The 15,551-nt window shown below is 53.5% G+C and carries 14 protein-coding genes; 7 read left to right on the top strand and 7 right to left on the bottom strand.

Annotated elements, in window-relative coordinates; all coding sequences use genetic code 11:
* Positions 1–147: 147 nt before the first annotated feature.
* From AD948_RS08735 to AD948_RS08725, 3 genes are all read right to left on the bottom strand, one after another.
* A complete protein-coding gene (locus AD948_RS08735; protein WP_061471511.1) occupies positions 148–993 on the bottom strand; it encodes an SAM-dependent methyltransferase in 846 nt (281 codons plus the stop codon).
* 116 nt (positions 994–1,109) lie between these two features.
* Entirely contained in the window at positions 1,110–2,036 is a 927-nt protein-coding gene (locus tag AD948_RS08730) for an SAM-dependent methyltransferase (protein ID WP_061471531.1), read from the bottom strand.
* Positions 2,033–2,419, bottom strand: coding sequence for a DUF423 domain-containing protein (locus tag AD948_RS08725; protein ID WP_237913102.1), 387 nt, complete (start codon positions 2,417–2,419; stop codon positions 2,033–2,035). The genes AD948_RS08730 and AD948_RS08725 overlap by 4 nt, the downstream gene beginning before the upstream one ends.
* Positions 2,420–2,632: 213 nt before the next feature.
* Here AD948_RS08725 and AD948_RS08720 point away from each other — a divergent pair, with 213 nt between their 5' ends.
* From AD948_RS08720 to AD948_RS08705, 3 genes are all read left to right on the top strand, one after another.
* Positions 2,633–3,193: a cob(I)yrinic acid a,c-diamide adenosyltransferase gene (locus AD948_RS08720; protein WP_061471510.1), complete on the top strand. Its 561-nt coding sequence runs from the start codon at positions 2,633–2,635 to the stop codon at positions 3,191–3,193.
* A gap of 442 nt (positions 3,194–3,635) precedes the next feature.
* Entirely contained in the window at positions 3,636–4,313 is a 678-nt protein-coding gene (locus tag AD948_RS08710) for a hypothetical protein (RefSeq protein ID WP_061471508.1), read from the top strand.
* Positions 4,314–4,350: 37 nt separating this feature from the next.
* On the top strand, positions 4,351–4,818 hold the full coding sequence (locus tag AD948_RS08705; RefSeq protein ID WP_006559261.1) for a hypothetical protein: 468 nt from the start codon (positions 4,351–4,353) through the stop codon (positions 4,816–4,818).
* A 75-nt stretch (positions 4,819–4,893) separates the two neighbouring features.
* Here AD948_RS08705 and AD948_RS08700 read toward each other — a convergent pair whose 3' ends face one another.
* The 4 genes from AD948_RS08700 to AD948_RS08685 all read right to left on the bottom strand — a co-directional run bounded on the left by AD948_RS08700 (position 4,894) and on the right by AD948_RS08685 (position 8,850).
* Entirely contained in the window at positions 4,894–6,327 is a 1,434-nt protein-coding gene (locus tag AD948_RS08700) for an FAD-binding oxidoreductase (RefSeq protein WP_061471507.1), read from the bottom strand.
* A 114-nt stretch (positions 6,328–6,441) separates the two neighbouring features.
* Positions 6,442–6,978, bottom strand: coding sequence for a hypothetical protein (locus AD948_RS08695; RefSeq protein WP_006559263.1), 537 nt, complete (start codon positions 6,976–6,978; stop codon positions 6,442–6,444).
* A gap of 7 nt (positions 6,979–6,985) precedes the next feature.
* Positions 6,986–7,963 carry an L-threonylcarbamoyladenylate synthase gene (locus AD948_RS08690; protein WP_061471506.1) on the bottom strand — a complete coding sequence of 326 codons (978 nt, stop codon included), beginning with the start codon at positions 7,961–7,963 and terminating at the stop codon, positions 6,986–6,988.
* 116 nt (positions 7,964–8,079) lie between these two features.
* Positions 8,080–8,850, bottom strand: a complete 771-nt coding sequence (locus AD948_RS08685; RefSeq protein WP_211264461.1) for a 3'(2'),5'-bisphosphate nucleotidase CysQ family protein — start codon at positions 8,848–8,850, stop codon at positions 8,080–8,082.
* A 360-nt stretch (positions 8,851–9,210) separates the two neighbouring features.
* Here AD948_RS08685 and AD948_RS08680 point away from each other — a divergent pair, with 360 nt between their 5' ends.
* The 4 genes from AD948_RS08680 (at position 9,211) to AD948_RS08665 (ending at position 15,014) form a co-directional block, all read left to right on the top strand.
* Positions 9,211–10,674 (top strand): leucyl aminopeptidase, encoded by a 1,464-nt coding sequence (locus AD948_RS08680; protein WP_061471504.1) that lies wholly within the window; start codon positions 9,211–9,213, stop codon positions 10,672–10,674.
* A 331-nt stretch (positions 10,675–11,005) separates the two neighbouring features.
* A complete protein-coding gene (gene glf, locus AD948_RS08675) occupies positions 11,006–12,157 on the top strand; it encodes a UDP-galactopyranose mutase (protein ID WP_058988484.1) in 1,152 nt (383 codons plus the stop codon).
* A gap of 200 nt (positions 12,158–12,357) precedes the next feature.
* On the top strand, positions 12,358–13,347 hold the full coding sequence (locus AD948_RS08670; RefSeq protein ID WP_061471503.1) for a glycosyltransferase family 2 protein: 990 nt from the start codon (positions 12,358–12,360) through the stop codon (positions 13,345–13,347).
* Between the two features lie 59 nt (positions 13,348–13,406).
* Positions 13,407–15,014 (top strand): glycosyltransferase 87 family protein, encoded by a 1,608-nt coding sequence (locus AD948_RS08665; protein WP_061471502.1) that lies wholly within the window; start codon positions 13,407–13,409, stop codon positions 15,012–15,014.
* Positions 15,015–15,551: the final 537 nt, after the last annotated feature.

The following is a 15,551-nucleotide window of genomic DNA, read 5'->3' as shown; positions in this document are numbered from 1 at the left end:
CGCAGGTGTTTATACGTTTGTAGCCAGTATTCAGTGCTGGGTTTAAAACTGACGGCGTGATGTCTTGCGCTGCCCATCTTTTTTACCCACACGAAGAGACGGACGATTTTGCGCTCATCTGGCGAGATAAGAGGGGCGGAGGGGGCGTTACCGCCATGCGTGAAGAATATGCGCGCTGGCTGGCCTTGGGGTTGGGCGAGGCGTGGCGTTACCAAAATAGGCCGCGAGATCATAACGGTCCCGGTCTTGTATGTGTGAGAAACCGGAACAGCGGAGCAGGGACGCCATATCCTCTGGCTGGAAGCGGGAAAGCCAGGGTTCGCCCAGAGCCGCAACGGCCTGTTCCCGTGCCAGCGTGTTTTTGCGGTCCTGACCCGTGTAGTTGGAAACAGGCTCATTGTAATCAAACACGACGTTTGCATGGGGCACTTTCCCCATAAACCCCAATGTGGCGGTAATTGCAGAGCGGGTTAAATAGGGAATCACGCCCAGCCAGAAGAAAAAAGCCGGTTGGGTCGGGTCGAATCCACTCTCTTCAAGGCGCTGGCTGAGTGTGTCTGTTTCAAAATTGACGGGGACATATATCAGGGAGGCCGGAACCGGCAGGGCCAGTTTATGGAGTTGTGCGCGTTTCCATGCCTGCATCTGGGGTGCATCCACTTCAAAAACCCGTAGACCAAGGGGAGCAAAGGGGTTTCTGAGGCCAAACGTATCCAGCCCTGCCCCCAGAATAACAGTCTGGCGCATACCGTGCCTGACCGCTTTGGCGAGGGCATCTTCCGCAATACGCTGCCGGGCGGCAACAAAGTGGCGCAGGCGCGCCTTCGCATACTCTTGTTCAGAAAAAACGAGGGTTTCAGCGGTTTCACCCAGAACGCGAATGGCGAACGGGTCTGAAAACAGGCGGCCCTCTTCACGTATCTGATGCAAGGCGCGTTGCCGGGCTACGCGAAGCGCGGTGGTGCTGGGGCAGATGTCCGGTTGGGGTGGCATGGCGGGTCACGCTTATGCTGTTGGTGGAGGCAGCATAAGCTTACTCCACCGTTTATTTCGTCAGTCGTGCAGCCTTGGAACAGGAGCGTGTCGCGGAGCGCCTGAACCCGTGCGGATCATGGTGCCGGTTTGGTCCAGAAAAAAGTCAGTTCGTGCTTGTTCTGGGCAAGATGCGCCAGATGGCCGCCGGGAATGGCTTCAAAAGCGGCCACTGTGTCATGGTCTGTTTCGCCCTGAAATTTGACAGTCAGAACAAGTTGTTTGGCACGGCCTGACTCTATCCAGCGTGTCGCGAGCGCAAAAAGGCGCTTGGGGTAGGCAATAATATCCGAAAACACCCAGTCTGCTTCAGGCATTTCCTTTGGGTCCAGACCAAAGGCACTGCCTTGTTGGAAGGAGACTGTAGGCATGGCTGCCACACGCGGGTCCAGCGGTGCGCGATCAATGGCGGTGACGTTTGCCCCCAGCTTTGCAATTGCCCACGTCCACCCGCCGGGGGTCGCGCCAAGGTCCAGACACGTCTCGCCAGCCTGGGGCCAGCGGCCGAGGCGGGTGCAGGCTTCCCACAATTTCAGATAGGCGCGGGAGGGGGGACCGATGCGGTCTTCTACAAATTGGGGCGTGCCGTTAACAAACGGACTGCTTTTACGGGCGGAAAAGAGCAGTGTGCTGGCATCCAGCAGCGTCCACGCGCCCAACGGGCTTGTAGGTGGAGCGGTGGGAAACGTGAGAGGCGCTGCTTTTACGGGTGGAAGCCGTTCTTCTATCAAGGCTGCACGCCGGAAGCAGTCTGCTGCGTACAGGCTCCAGTTGCGTTGGCGCGCGCGCAGGATTTCCGCTGCACTGCGAATGGAGGTGATAGGAGCCACTTCCGGCTCCTGCCAGATATCCAGCGCCCAGGGGGAAAAAACAGACGGCTGGCCAGAAAGTGCCAGTTGGCCATGCCAGCGGTCTATTGTCACGCCACGGCGGGCAAGATCCTGCTCCAGAACAGTTTCAAGCCCTTCTGGTGCCAGCCAGGCGCCTCGAATGGTCTGTGTCATGCGCGGAAGGCCCATCCAACAGCAAGGCAGAGCCACGAGAGGATAAGAATACTGCCGCCGGTGGGGGCGACATGGGCAGCGTGATGGCCAGAAAATGCAGTGTAATACACGCCGCCACAAAACAGCACTGTGCCCAACAACAGTCCGCATCCACCAATGGCCAGCAACCGGCCGGGTTTTTGATGTGTGGTCAGGCCAAGGACGATGAGAGCAAGTGCGTGCCACATCTGCATTTCCATCGCGCCATGCGCCATGGCGCGGCCACCTGCACCAAAATTTGCATCAGGCATGTGGGCGGTCAGCGCCCCCATAATGGTGCCGGTGCCAGCAAATAATGCGCCACATATGCGCCACAGACGAGGGATAAGAGAAGAAGATACCATGATGCGCTTTCTATAGGGCGTATCCTGCCGCAGCGGAAACAGAAAAACCGGTGTGGGGGCGCTTAACCTGACGCGAAATACTTTATTTCTGAGCCAGAGCCTGTTTAGAGCGTCAGCAACACAGGATTTTTTGTGACGGGAAAGACATTTAAAAGTCCGCTAGGCAGTCACGTTAAGATTCCAAACACTTTTCACGACTAAAGGGCAGGGCGCATGAGCGTACGGATAGACAAGGTTGTAACGCGTGGAGGAGATGCGGGACAGACATCGTTAGGGGATGGTCAGCGTGTTTCCAAAAGCAATGCGCGGATTGAAGCCATGGGCTGTCTGGACGAACTGAATGCTGTTGTTGGTCTTTTACAGACACAGACCAAGGAAGGCTGTGTTGTTCGTCAGCAGTTGCAGCGGGTGCAGAATCTGCTTTTTGATATGGGCGCCGACTTATGCCAGCCAGATACGCCAAAGGCAGTACATGCGCGCCGGGTGACAGGCCAGATACTTGTGCAGTTGGAAGAGTGGACTGAGCAGCTACGGCAAAAACAGGCGCCTTTGACCAGTTTTGTCCTGCCCGGTGGCAGTGTTGCTGCCGCATGGGCGCATCTGGCGCGAACACAGGCGCGCACCACGGAGCGGCGTGTGGTTGCACTAGCGGAACAGGAAGGTGTGAATTCTGAACTTATAAGAATTCTTAACAGACTTTCCGATTATTTTTTTGTTCTCGCTCGTCATTTCAATGCAGATGGCAAAGAGGATATTCTTTGGGTGCCCTCTTGAAGCCAAGGGGAGTGGGCCTATATTTACGCCATAAACTAAATGAAAATTCATAGTATCAAGACCACGAAGTAGCGCTTGCTTCATTTTTTTGTAATGACGCAAAAGTAATGGAATGTGCTCTGAAGGTATGGCGCATATGACCTGAGCGCAGATAGAAAAGTTTTTTCTTGTGTTTTGAATGTGTTGGAAATAGCAATTAGATGTGTTAGACTAACACCTGAAAGAAAGAATTCTGTCAGCAAGAAGAGAGCGCAGAATGTTTCTTTATCCATATATCCCATGTAGCCTGTCTGGGTTTTATCTGCCCGTTGAAGGCGAAAAAGAGTAGCTTATGATTTTTCCTGATATTTTCAGATTTATTCTGAAAGCATCGTGTATGTGGAAAACTCAGGTAACTGTTTGCAGAGTCAGGAAAGTATAAAGCAGAGTGACTTCCGAATTCATGAAGACACCGTCTTTTTTATCAACGCCCGTGGCCGAAAAAAGCCAGGATGAAGCATTTGAGGAAGCCTCCCTCCGCAACGCGTTGGAGCGGCTTGGGTCTTCCTCTCGCTCACGGCCGCAGCAAACGCCTCGTCCGTCTGCGGATTCTGCGCAGGGCAAACGTCGCCGTTTTGTAAAAGATGGTGATGTGCAGGTAGAAAAACATTCTCTGGCGCGTACCAAACCGCGTACGTTGGCCATGCCGGGCAAGATGTCCACCTCACGCGCGCTGCACTTCACAGATGAAGAAAATGGTGAAGTTTCCAAACTGCGCCGCCAGCTTGCAGATGAAAAACTGAGAGCGGAAGAGGCAGAACAGCAGATTGAAGCGTTGCAGAACGCACAGAAAAGCATGGAAACCCGTCAGGTGCATGCTGATCTGATGGTGCGGGAACTGAAAGAAAAGCTGCAACAGCGGGAAGCCGATCTGGCGGAACAGGCGCGGGAGCTACGCAGCATCCAGCGTGAGATCGCTGCGTTGGAAGAAGAGAAAGAAGAACTGCGCAAAAAAGCGGAAGCGCGCCCGCGTGGCCGCCCCCGTACCCGCCCGGTTGAGGACTACGCTATGGCGGACGAAGTGCGGGAAGAGGAACTGGATGTGGAAGAGCCTCAGCCCGTGAAATGGTGGAAAGACTAACTAACATTTCGCCATATTTTGGCTTAGGGTGCGGGGTATGAAAAATGCTTCCGTAACCCCCGCTCTTGTGTTCTTGATAGCCGATGCTGCGGTTGGGGTGGCCTTTGTGTTGCTGCCCCCCTTGGTTATGGGTTTTCTGTTGTTGTTGAAGGACGTGTTCGGCGTGCTTGTGCTGCCGTTCACCTTCCTGTTCGGTCTGGCTGGCTGGTCGTCCGACATGTCATCGCTTGATAGCGTGATGGGAGGGCTGACGCCCAATGTCCTGCGTCATCCGTTTCGGGCCATATCGGCCGCCATCATGATTGCTGTCGGCGGCCTGTGCTCTGTTCTGGCGTGTGGCAGCCCGCGAGCGGCCGTGGTGGAACGGCGTATGGCCCCGCTTTTTACACTTGGCGCTGCGGTGCTGGGTGGCCCGGAACTGGGGCTGATCATGCTGCCAGCGTTTCTGCTGCAACTGGCAGCTCTGCGGCGTCCGGAAATGGATTTCTTTTCCCGTAACAAATAACGCTCAGTTTCTGAGTGCGACCGACAGCAAGGAAATATCCTGACGCCGTTATGCAGGCGTCAGGGTTTGGTTTTCTCAGTGTGACGGGAAAATTTTTCCGGGGTTCATCAGGTTTTTGGGGTCCAGCGCATTCTTGATCTTGCGCATGGTTTCAAGTTCCGCCCCACCACGCCATGAAGGCATCATGTAGGTTTTCAACTGGCCGACACCATGCTCGGCCGAGAATGAACCGCCAAATTTTCTCACAATCTCAGCAACCGCATCCATTAAGGCATGATCCTGCGCCAGAAAGGCCGCAGGATCAGCCCCTTCCGGCTGCACCAGATTGAAGTGGATGTTGCCGTCTCCAATATGGCCGAAGGGTGCTACGCGTATGCCCGGAACCAGGGATTCGCACGCTTTTGTCGCCTCTTCAATAAAGTCCGGAATGGCGGCCAGAGGGACAGACACATCGTTTTTGACCGATGCCCCAGCCCGTTTCTGGGCTTCTGCGTGTTCTTCGCGAATCATCCAGATGTTCTGGCGCTGGGTCTCGCTTTCAGCCAGAACCGCGTCCGTTACCAATCCCTCTTCCAGCGCCTGTCCCAGCACATCTTCCATCAGGGTGCGCAGGCTTTCATCTTCACGCGGGCTGCCCAGTTCAACCAGCACATAGGCAGGTGCAGGCTCAGACAAGGGAAGTGGGCAGCTTTCTATCAGTGTGTTGACCAGCGCCATGCTGGTGCCAGACATATATTCAAAGGCCTGAATGGCGGCCGGGTCCTGCTTGCGGAAGGCCGCGAACAGAGCCAGCGCGCTCTTGGCGTCAGCCACGGCGCATAACGCAGTCTCGCGCGAGCGAGGGCGGGGCTGAAGCTGAAGCACGGCGGTGGTGATAAGACCCAATGTGCCTTCAGACCCCACCAGAAGCTGCCGCAGGGCATAACCTGTATTATCCTTGCGCAGCTTGCGCAGCAGATTCAGAATGGAGCCATCCGGCAGCACGGCTTCCAGCCCCAGAGCCAGTTCGCGGGCGTTGCCATAGCGCACAGTATTGTTGCCGCCAGCATTGGTAGCCAGAATACCCCCAATATCAGCAGATCCTTCCGATGAAATGGAAAGAGGCAGCATCAGGTCTTCCGCCCAGGCTGCATCCTGTGCGGCCTTGAGCGTCACGCCGGCTTCTACCGTCATGGTCAGATCAGCGTGATCAATGCTCAGGATGCGCGTCATCCGTGTTGTGGAAATGACAACTGCCTTGCCGCTTTCATCCGGTGTCGCGCCTCCAACCATGCTGGTATTGCCGCCTTGGGGCACCATGGGCACGTCATACTGAGCACACAGGGCAACAGCTTTCGCACAGTCTTCCGTTGTTGCCGGGCGCAGTACGGCAGCACAGCGGCCATGATACAGCAGCCGCCAGTCCGTGCAGAAGGAAGCCGTGTCGGTTGCATCGGTCAGGAATCCGGCTGGCCCCAGCAGGGTCAGAAGGGCATCGTGCAGGGCAGGGGGCAGAGAGGCATCAGACATAGGCAAACCTTGTTTGAAAAACAGGACGCAACGGAGTGAGCGGAAACACGGATACTCCGTACCGTAAAATCAGATCATGTATGGCACGGCAAAAAAGACTTCGGCATGGTTTGGTCAGTAGAGATAACGTGCGTTATCCGCAGCATTGCAGACTGTATGCTGAAAGAGATGAAACACTTCTGTTCCGGCAATGCCGCTGAGCAGGCCAGCGCCAACTGCCATGAAAATAATCATCAGCCGTGGATAACGGGCGTCTGTCTGTACCTGAGATAACTGGGCAAGTGTCTCCGCTCTGGCCTGCTGTGTCAGATAGAGTTGAGATTTCAGGGTCTCGTTCTGGGCGCGGGCCGTGCGCAGATCCCGATCCAGCTTGTTGATGCTTTCCGCCATCTGCCGCAATTGGGCGCGATGTTCGTCCATCGGGGTGCTGGCGCGGGCGGTGCGGCTGCTACGTGTCGCACTCCGGGCCTGAGAGGGGTCTGGTGCTATGGCCTGAAACAGGTTTTTCAGCGCACCGCCGGTCATGTTGTTTCGGCGCGCCCGGTTCTTGATGGCTTCCAGCGCTGTAGCGGACTGGCCCGGTTGATCTTCCAACACCAGAGCCAGAATATCAGACAGGATTTTGAGTTCTTTGGGGTCAAATGTGCTCATGGAAGCCTCAAAGCGGCCGTGGGGCTGCGGCGCGACGCAGACGGTCCTGAATGGCACGGCCCAGTCCATGCGCAGGTACGGATTGCACGGCCACACCCGTCAGGCCAAGCAGGGCTCCTTGTTTATCCAGATAACGCAGCCCGGAAAACAGGCGTGCTGCGGCTTCTTCCAGATTGCCGGTCTGGCTGAGATTCCATACGGCACCTGCTCCGGTAAGTGGTGTCGGGCCAAATGCCAGCAAGCCTTCCGTCGGTTTTACGGAAGTTGCATTCAGCCGTACCGGCAGCGCAGGGGCGTAGTGGGAAAGCATTCTGCCGGGAGAGGCCGGTGCGGCATCAGTCTCTGTTTCCGGATAGGCGAGGGGACCGCAAATTTCTTCCAATGCTTCAGCAGGAATACCGCCGGGGCGCAGTAGTAGCGGACGGTCTTCTGAAGTCAGATCAAGAACGGTACTTTCCAGCCCAACAGCGCAGGGACCGCTATCCAGCACGGCGTCTATGCGTCCTTCCAGTTCTTCCAGAACGTGACTGGCGTCTGAGGGGCTGATACGGCCGGAACGGTTAGCAGAGGGGGCGGCGATGGGACGATTGACGGCCTGTAACAGCGCCTGCACACACTCCCCTTTGGGTAACCGTACAGCCAGGGACTCCAGCCCATCTGCTGCAAGATCACAGATTGTGCTGGTGCGGGCACGCGGCAAAACCAGTGTGAGCGGACCGGGCCAGAAGGCCTGTGCGAGCTTACGCGCCAGCGATGTGGCGACAACCTGCTCAAACGCAGTGTCTGCTGTGGCAAAATGACTGATCAGCGGGTTAAAGCGTGGCCGGTTCTTGGCCTCGAAAATACGGGCGACGGCTGCCGGTTGTGTTGCGTCTCCTCCAAGGCCGTAAACGGTCTCGGTTCCAAACGCCACAAGCCCTCCTTCCCGCAAAATGCGGGCGGCGGTTTCAAGGCCGGAAGGTGTGGCGGGAAGGCGCTGGGTCATGCAGTTCCGTCTAACGCGCTTAAGCCCCCTAACGCTAGGGGAGCTCAAATTTTATACAGGTTCTGGCTTTATCTGGCTTGGTGGCACTAGCACCAGAGCGCGCAGAAAGGATGTAATTACAGAGTTCCGGTACACAGAAACGGTGGATTTTTCCAGTCCGGTTTGCCGTAAAGCAGCGGGGTGCCGTCCAGTTGGGTAATATGGCCGCCAGCCGCTTCCACAATAGCCTGCGGGGCGGCGGTATCCCATTCCATGGTCGGGCCAAGGCGTGGGTAGAAATCCACCGCGCCTTCCGCCACGCGCGCAAACTTCACGGCAGAACCGATATTCCCGATAGAGGCAATGCGCCGTTCGCCCAGATAAGCCGCCAGACGCGGATCATCAGCATAGTGGCGTGATGCCAGAACACTCAGCCCTTCTGCTGGCGGTGTGCGGGTGTGAATGCGGTGAACGCCCGTGCGGTCCCTGCGCTCTGCCGGCGCGTTGATGCCACCTGTGTAAAGCTGGTGGTATGCTGGGAGAGCCATAGCCCCCAGCACGGCACGGCCATCACGCACCAGCCCGATATTGACGGTAAAATCATCCCGTCCAGCTGCAAATTCGCGTGTGCCATCCAGCGGGTCCACCAGCCAGTAGGAGGGAGAAACCACTCCCCGCAGGCCGGAAGCCACTTCTTCTTCCGCAATGACGGGAATATCCGGCACGGCAGAGCGCAATCCTTTGAGGATATGGGCTTCCGCTGCGTGGTCGGCTTCGGTCACGGGCGAGGCATCTGTTTTGGTCAGTGTCTCAAACCCGCGGGCGCGGATGGTGCGGATAATTTCCGCGGCTTCTTCCGCCAGGCGGGCGGCCAGAGCCAGAAGGTCTGCATCTGTGTGGCTGGTCATGGCCCGCACCATACGACAAGTGAACGAGGCCGTCATGCCCCACGCACTCTGATTCTGCGCAAAAAACGGAGATGGTTTTTATGCACCAGTTGCAGAGTAAGGCAGGGTGAGGGGTATTCGCTGCTGTGTGCCTTGATAACGCGGGGTGTGCGGTTTTTTCGGGGGGGATGGCGCGCTGGCTATTGCCAACGCCGCAGGGGAGACGTACCCAGTTTGCCCAGAATGGCCATGTCAGACCTGTTCGTGTCTCAGTGTGAGTGCCCGGTTCTGCTTCCTGCCGAAAGGGTTGTCCGAGAGCGAGCGGTAAAGGCTGAACAATACGTGACCGCTTTAAAAGAAAGCATGAGGAGTCCGGATTTTATGCTTGAGATTTCATTTTCTGCCGAAACATTGCCGCAGGGTGGCGCGCTGGCTTTGTTGGTGCCTGAAGGCGCGGAAGCTCCTGCACTGTTTAAGAGCCTGGATGATGCAACCGGCGGCACTCTGAGCCGCGCCGTCAAGGCGGATGAGTTTACCGGTAAGGAAGGTTCCTCCACCGTTGTGCTGGCGCCCGGAGCCGGGTTTGATCGTGTTGTTCTGATTGGTGTGGGCCGCGCTGAGGCTTTTGAACCCAAGGATGCGGAAAAGGCTGGCGGTATTGCGGCCACTGCTCTTGGGCGCGGGGAAAAGGCAGCTTTGGCTGTTGGCAGCTTGCCCCATGCGGCTCACGTCGCCCTTGGTGCCGTGCTGGGTGCTTATCATTTCTCTCTGTACCATGGCGCACCGGAAGACGATAAAACACATCGTCTGGCATCTCTTACTGTGCTGGCGGCTGATGCCGCACAGGCAGAAGCAGCATGGCCCGCATTGTCCGCTGTTGCGCGCGGCGTCATTCTGACGCGGGATCTGGTGACAGAGCCAGCGAATGTGCTGAATCCGGTTGAATTTGCTGAGCGTGTCAGCACCCTGCGTAGCCTTGGTCTGGATGTGGAAGTGCTGGATCAGCCCGCAATGGAAAAGCTGGGCTTTGGCGCGCTGCTGGGTGTGGCGCAGGGCAGTGATGCCGAACCCCGCACCGTTATCATGCGCTGGAACGGTGGCGAGAAAGACGATGCTCCTCTCGCCTTTATTGGCAAAGGGGTGACGTTTGATTCCGGCGGTATTTCCATCAAACCCGCAGCGGGTATGGAGGAAATGAAGTGGGATATGGCAGGCGCTGCCACCGTTACAGGTCTGATGGCGGCACTGGCGGGCCGCAAAGCCAAGGTCAACGCTGTGGGCGTCATCGGGCTGGTGGAAAACATGGTTTCCGGCAACGCTCAGCGGCCGGGGGACGTGGTGCGGAGCGCCTCTGGTCAAACCATCGAGGTTCTGAACACGGATGCGGAAGGTCGGTTGGTTCTGGCGGATATCCTGTGGTACGCACGGGAACGGTTTGCGCCCAAACTGATGGTCGATCTGGCTACTCTGACGGGGGCTATCATCATCAGCCTCGGGCATGAATATGCCGGACTGTTCTCCAATAATGATAACCTTGCCGGTGGCCTGGCTCAGGCTGGTGAGATTACGGGTGACAAGCTGTGGCGTATGCCCATGGGCAAGGAATATGACGCCCTGCTGAAGTCCGACATTGCGGATATGAAGAATATCGGTGGTCGTCCCGGCGGGTCCATTACGGCTGCGCAGTTCCTCAAGCGTTTTGTGGGAGAAACACCATGGGCGCATCTGGATATTGCGGGCACGGCTTGGTCCAGCAAGCCCCGTAACGGGCAGCCCAAAGGCGCAACTGGCTTTGGTGTTCGGTTGCTGGATACGTTCGTGCGTACGCAGCACGAAAAAGCCTGATCAAATTTTACCGAGAGGGCAGGCTGGATTGGTTCCTGATCCAGCCTGAGAAGAGGAGCCTTCTTTATTCCTAAGGGAGAGAAGGCTCCATTTTGCGTTGCTCTATTGGGTGCGGTTCGCCAAAGCAGCCGACAAGACGCAAAAGGTTAAATAATTAAAAACAGAATGAGAATAAGCTCACTCTTGTATTTTCATCAAGGGATGGGTTGGTGCCAGTGTGGCAATCTGGCATGAAAGAGACAGTCTGACAAAACGGTCATGTGAATGGCTGCCATGAATGGGAAAACCCGTTCAGGAGCCGCCATGCAGGTGATGAACACTGGGGGATTGGATGTCTTTTTGCGTTGTGGGTGCCGGGTTTAGTGGTGCCATTATTGCGCGCCATCTTGCGGAACGCGGGCATAAGGTCACGGTTGTGGATGAGCGTCCGCATATTGGCGGCAACTGCCATACCGAACGGGATGCCGAAACGGGCGTGATGGTGCATAAATATGGCCCTCACATTTTCCATACGGCAGACCAGCGCGCATGGGACTACGTGCAGCGTTTTGGCGCGTTCAAACCGTATGTGAACCGGGTAAAAGCCATTTCGCAAGGGCGTGTCTATACGCTTCCGGTGAACCTGCTGACCATCAACCAGTTCTTTGGCACCACCATGGGGCCGAAGGAAGCGCGTGCCTTTATTGAAGGCAAAGCGGATAAAACCATCACCAACCCCCGCTCGTTTGAAGAGCAGGCGTTGAGCATGATCGGGCCGGAACTGTATCGGGCCTTTTTCTATGGCTACACCCGCAAACAGTGGGGCCTTGAACCCACGGAACTGCCTGCGTCCATTCTGAAGCGGCTGCCCCTGCGTTTCAATTATGACGACAACTATTTCAACCATCCCTATCAGGGTATGCCGGAGGAAGGCTATACGGCCATTGTCCAGAATATTCTGAATGTTGAGGGGATTGATCTCCGGCTGGGCTGTTCGTTTGAAAGTCTGGAAGAAAAATTCCAGCACGTTTTCTATACAGGCCCGATTGACCGCTTCTTCCAGTTCAAACTGGGCCGGCTGGGCTACAGAACTCTGGATTTCGAACGGTTTGTTGATGAAGGTGATCATCAGGGCACTGCCGTCATCAATTACTGTGATGAAAACGTGCCGTTCACCCGTATTTCCGAGCACAAGCACTTTGCCCCCTGGGAGCAGGACAAATTCTCCAAGACGGTGTGTTTCCGCGAATACAGCCGCTTGGCCGGTGAGAAGGATGTGCCGTACTACCCCATCCGCCTCGTGAACGAAAAGCAGATGCTGGAGAGCTACATCGGCCTCGCCCGCGCAGAGAAAGGCGTGTCTTTCCTCGGGCGGCTTGGCACTTACCGTTATCTGGATATGGATGTCACCATCACAGAAGCCCTTGCCGCATGTGACCGGATTGATGCAGCGTTGCAGGCGAAAGAATTGGATCTGCCAGCCTTCTTTGTTGATCCAGATTAACTGAAAGCACTCATTGATTGAGACAAAAATGGATGCAAGCCGTATTCATTTTTTCTCAATCAAGTGTCTGTATAGTAAGTGTCTTGATGACGTTTGATGAAGTTAAGACACTCACCTACACACACTTTGCCATCACGCATAAAATATTGTCTGTTGCTGCTTCCTTATCCCCTACAATCGTTCATTTGGTAGATATATAAATGCCTGATCTGTCGAGATTTTCTGTCTTGCCGTCCTCAACGGAGGTGTCTCCAAATGTGGCTGTTTTGTTGCCCTGCTATAATGAGGAAGTGACAATCGCTCAGGTTGTTCGGGAATTTAAGGACGCCTTACCGAACGCAACCATTTATGTGTATGATAACAATTCCCAAGATCAAACGATGACCCTTGCAAAAGAAGCAGGGGCTGTTGTGCGGACGGAAGTCAGGCAAGGGAAAGGGCACGTTATCCGGCGCATGTTTGCTGATATCGATGCTGATTTTTACGTTCTGGTAGACGGTGACGCCACTTACGAGGCTGCAGCCGCACCACGTATGTTGGCTTTGGCCAAGGAAAACTGTCTTGATATGGTGACAGGCCTTCGCATTACGGAGCGGCAGGCTGCCTATCGATTTGGCCATGTTCTGGGGAACAAAGTCTTAACAAACCTTGTCCGTGCTCTCTTTGGGCAAGGTAATAAAGATATGTTGTCCGGCTATCGTATTTTTTCCAAACGTTTTGTTAAATCATTTCCCGCACTATCGGCTGGGTTTGAAACAGAAACAGAATTTACGGTTCACGCTCTCAAGCTATGTATGCCGGTAGGGGAGGTTGAAACGGTTTATGTGGAACGGCCGGAAGGCTCGGTTTCCAAGTTGAATACCTATCGTGATGGTGTGCGTATTCTGGGCACCATTATTAATCTTCTCAGGCGCGAGCGGCCTTTTCTGTTTTTCAGCGTTATCAGCTTCATATTCTGTTTCGCTGGTATACTGCTCGGGCTGCCGGTTGTTCTGGAATTCATGAGCAGCGGTTATGTTCCTCGTCTGCCGACAGCCTTATTAGCGACAGGGATGGAAATCCTGGCAGCGCTGGCGTTTTGTTGCGGTCAAATTCTGGATAGTGTTGCCCTTGACCGATTGGAAAACCGTCGCCTGAGCTATCTTTCTTATCCAGCGCCTCCGATAGCAGAAGAAAAAGCAAGAGAATGATTTTTTCGCTGCATTTTTCACAAATATAAAAAATAGAAAACTTATGTCGGGAATGCATCATGGAAAAACATTCTGAGTATCAAGAGAAATGGAAATACATGGTGTTTCCATTTTTTCTGGCATTGGTTGAAGGTGGTGTCTCTCTTCTTCGGCGTCAGGATACAAACGGAGATGTGTGGAACTACCATTTATACAATGCGTATGCTTGGTTTAACGGCAGGTTAGGGTATGATCTTGGTCCTGCTGGCGCGCATAGCTATTTAAACCCGTATCTGGATTCTCTTTTCTATTTTGCAATATTGCATCTAAATCCTTTTGTGGTTGCATTTTTATTTGGATTTTTACAGGGCCTTGTGGCCTTTCCAATAATGTATATCGCTCGTTTCTTTATAAAAGATAAAATACATCAATTTGTTTTGACAGCTATATGCTGTTTTGGAAGCACGTTCTTCATCGGAGAACTGGGCTCTTCCATGCATGATAATCTTATTGCTGTTCCAATTTTAATGTCGTTTTGCTGTGTTCTTAAAGCTATTGCAGAAAAAGAAAATAAAGCACTGATTTTTTCAGGTTTGCTCATTGGTGCTGCAACAGGCCTTAAACTGACGTCGGCGCTCTATATACCTGTTTTTCTTGTTCTTATTTCTTTGTTTTATGGCCGCCGAATTGTCGGTGCCTTTTCTTTTTTAAGTTCCTCTTTCCTGGCGTTGATGGCGTCTTCCGGGGTTTGGTATTACAAACTGTATACCCTTTTCGGAAACCCTCTGTTCCCTTTCTTTAATAATATTTTTCGCTCTCCCTATGCGTCCCTGGATAAGAATGCAACGCGGGACATGATGTTTTTTCAATTCCATGGGTTGGAAAAAATCATATATCCTTTTTACTTTGCAGATCATATTGATCGGGTTGTTACCGCATCAAATGATAAAGCGGTTGTGTGCTATACGGCTTTATTCTGTTTTGTTCTCTTTGCATTATATTTTGCGATAAAAATTGCGAAATTCGGCTTCAAGAGTCTGCTGGGGAGTCGGGATAATATTTTATTCCTATTTTTCTTTCTCTCTTTCTATGTCTGGCAATATGTTTTTGGTGTTTACCGTTATTTTATCCCTACAGACCTTATCTGCCCGATTATTTTCTATGTTTTGATATATGAAATTTTAAATATGCAGCGGACACCTGTGTATGAACCCGGAAAAAAGGCATGTTGGGCGGCTGCGGTTTTGGTGGCGGTCAGCTTTGTCAAAGGCGTGCCCGATTGGGGGCGGGGGAGTTACAGTCACCCTTATTTTGAGGGCAATATACCGCAAGAGGTAAAAGAGGCAGATGTTTTGTTTAATGCCAATTTTTTCTCTGCATGGGTCGTTCCGGTCATCAACCCTCAAGGACATGTTATTCAGATCAATAGAGGATTGTTTGATTTCGGGACTAAAAAATATTGGGATATTTATTATACCTATCTGCCTAAAAACAGGACGCCCAAGCAGTATGTATTATTCAATGATCCAAATGATCAGGTGGCCAAAAATTGGGCCATCACTAAGTTCAAGGAGCATTATAATATGCAGATAGACTTTTCATCCTGTAAAAAATTTCCGGTAAGATTGTCGAGCTATAAAAGCGATATTACGTACTGCTCTCTGTCGGTTAACCCTGGCAATGCCTGAGAGGCGGTTTCACACACAGCAGATGATTTCGTTCGGTAAAAACCAGAAGGAAAATTCGGCTTTTTAAGCAGGGGAGGTATCAGAATGCGGGGCAGTTTCGCTCTGTAGAACTGATGCTGTTATTGATGCTTTCCTGTTAAGTGTCCGTGCGGGGCTCCATGCGTGGGGCCTCGTAATGGATGGGCGATCCAGTCTGGAGGGGACGAAGAAAGACGATTTCTCATTCGGGATGGTTTTTTGTTGATCCAGAAGATAACTGGAAAAAAGGCCTCAATATTTTAGCTTTACATGACGGGCATATTCACGCGAGGTCACCTTATGAGGCGTCATAGGGCATCATACAGCTTGAGGGGTCTAAAACCCCTATTTTGATTCTTGCAGTAGTAGCAATATCAACGTGTTACGATTCTTGTGCAGGCGGAAAGAGGGTTTTTAGAACCCGCCTGCTTGTGCATGAAATAAATCCATGTCGAGGAAGATCCTCTGATCTGAGATTGGGGTTGCTGAAAAGATGCTTCTTATTTGATGTACCTATCT

The organism is Acetobacter senegalensis (genome assembly GCF_001580995.1).
Taxonomy (GTDB): domain Bacteria; phylum Pseudomonadota; class Alphaproteobacteria; order Acetobacterales; family Acetobacteraceae; genus Acetobacter; species Acetobacter senegalensis.
Note: the sequence above shows the minus strand (reverse complement) of the source record. Positions and strands in the feature narration are given on the sequence as shown.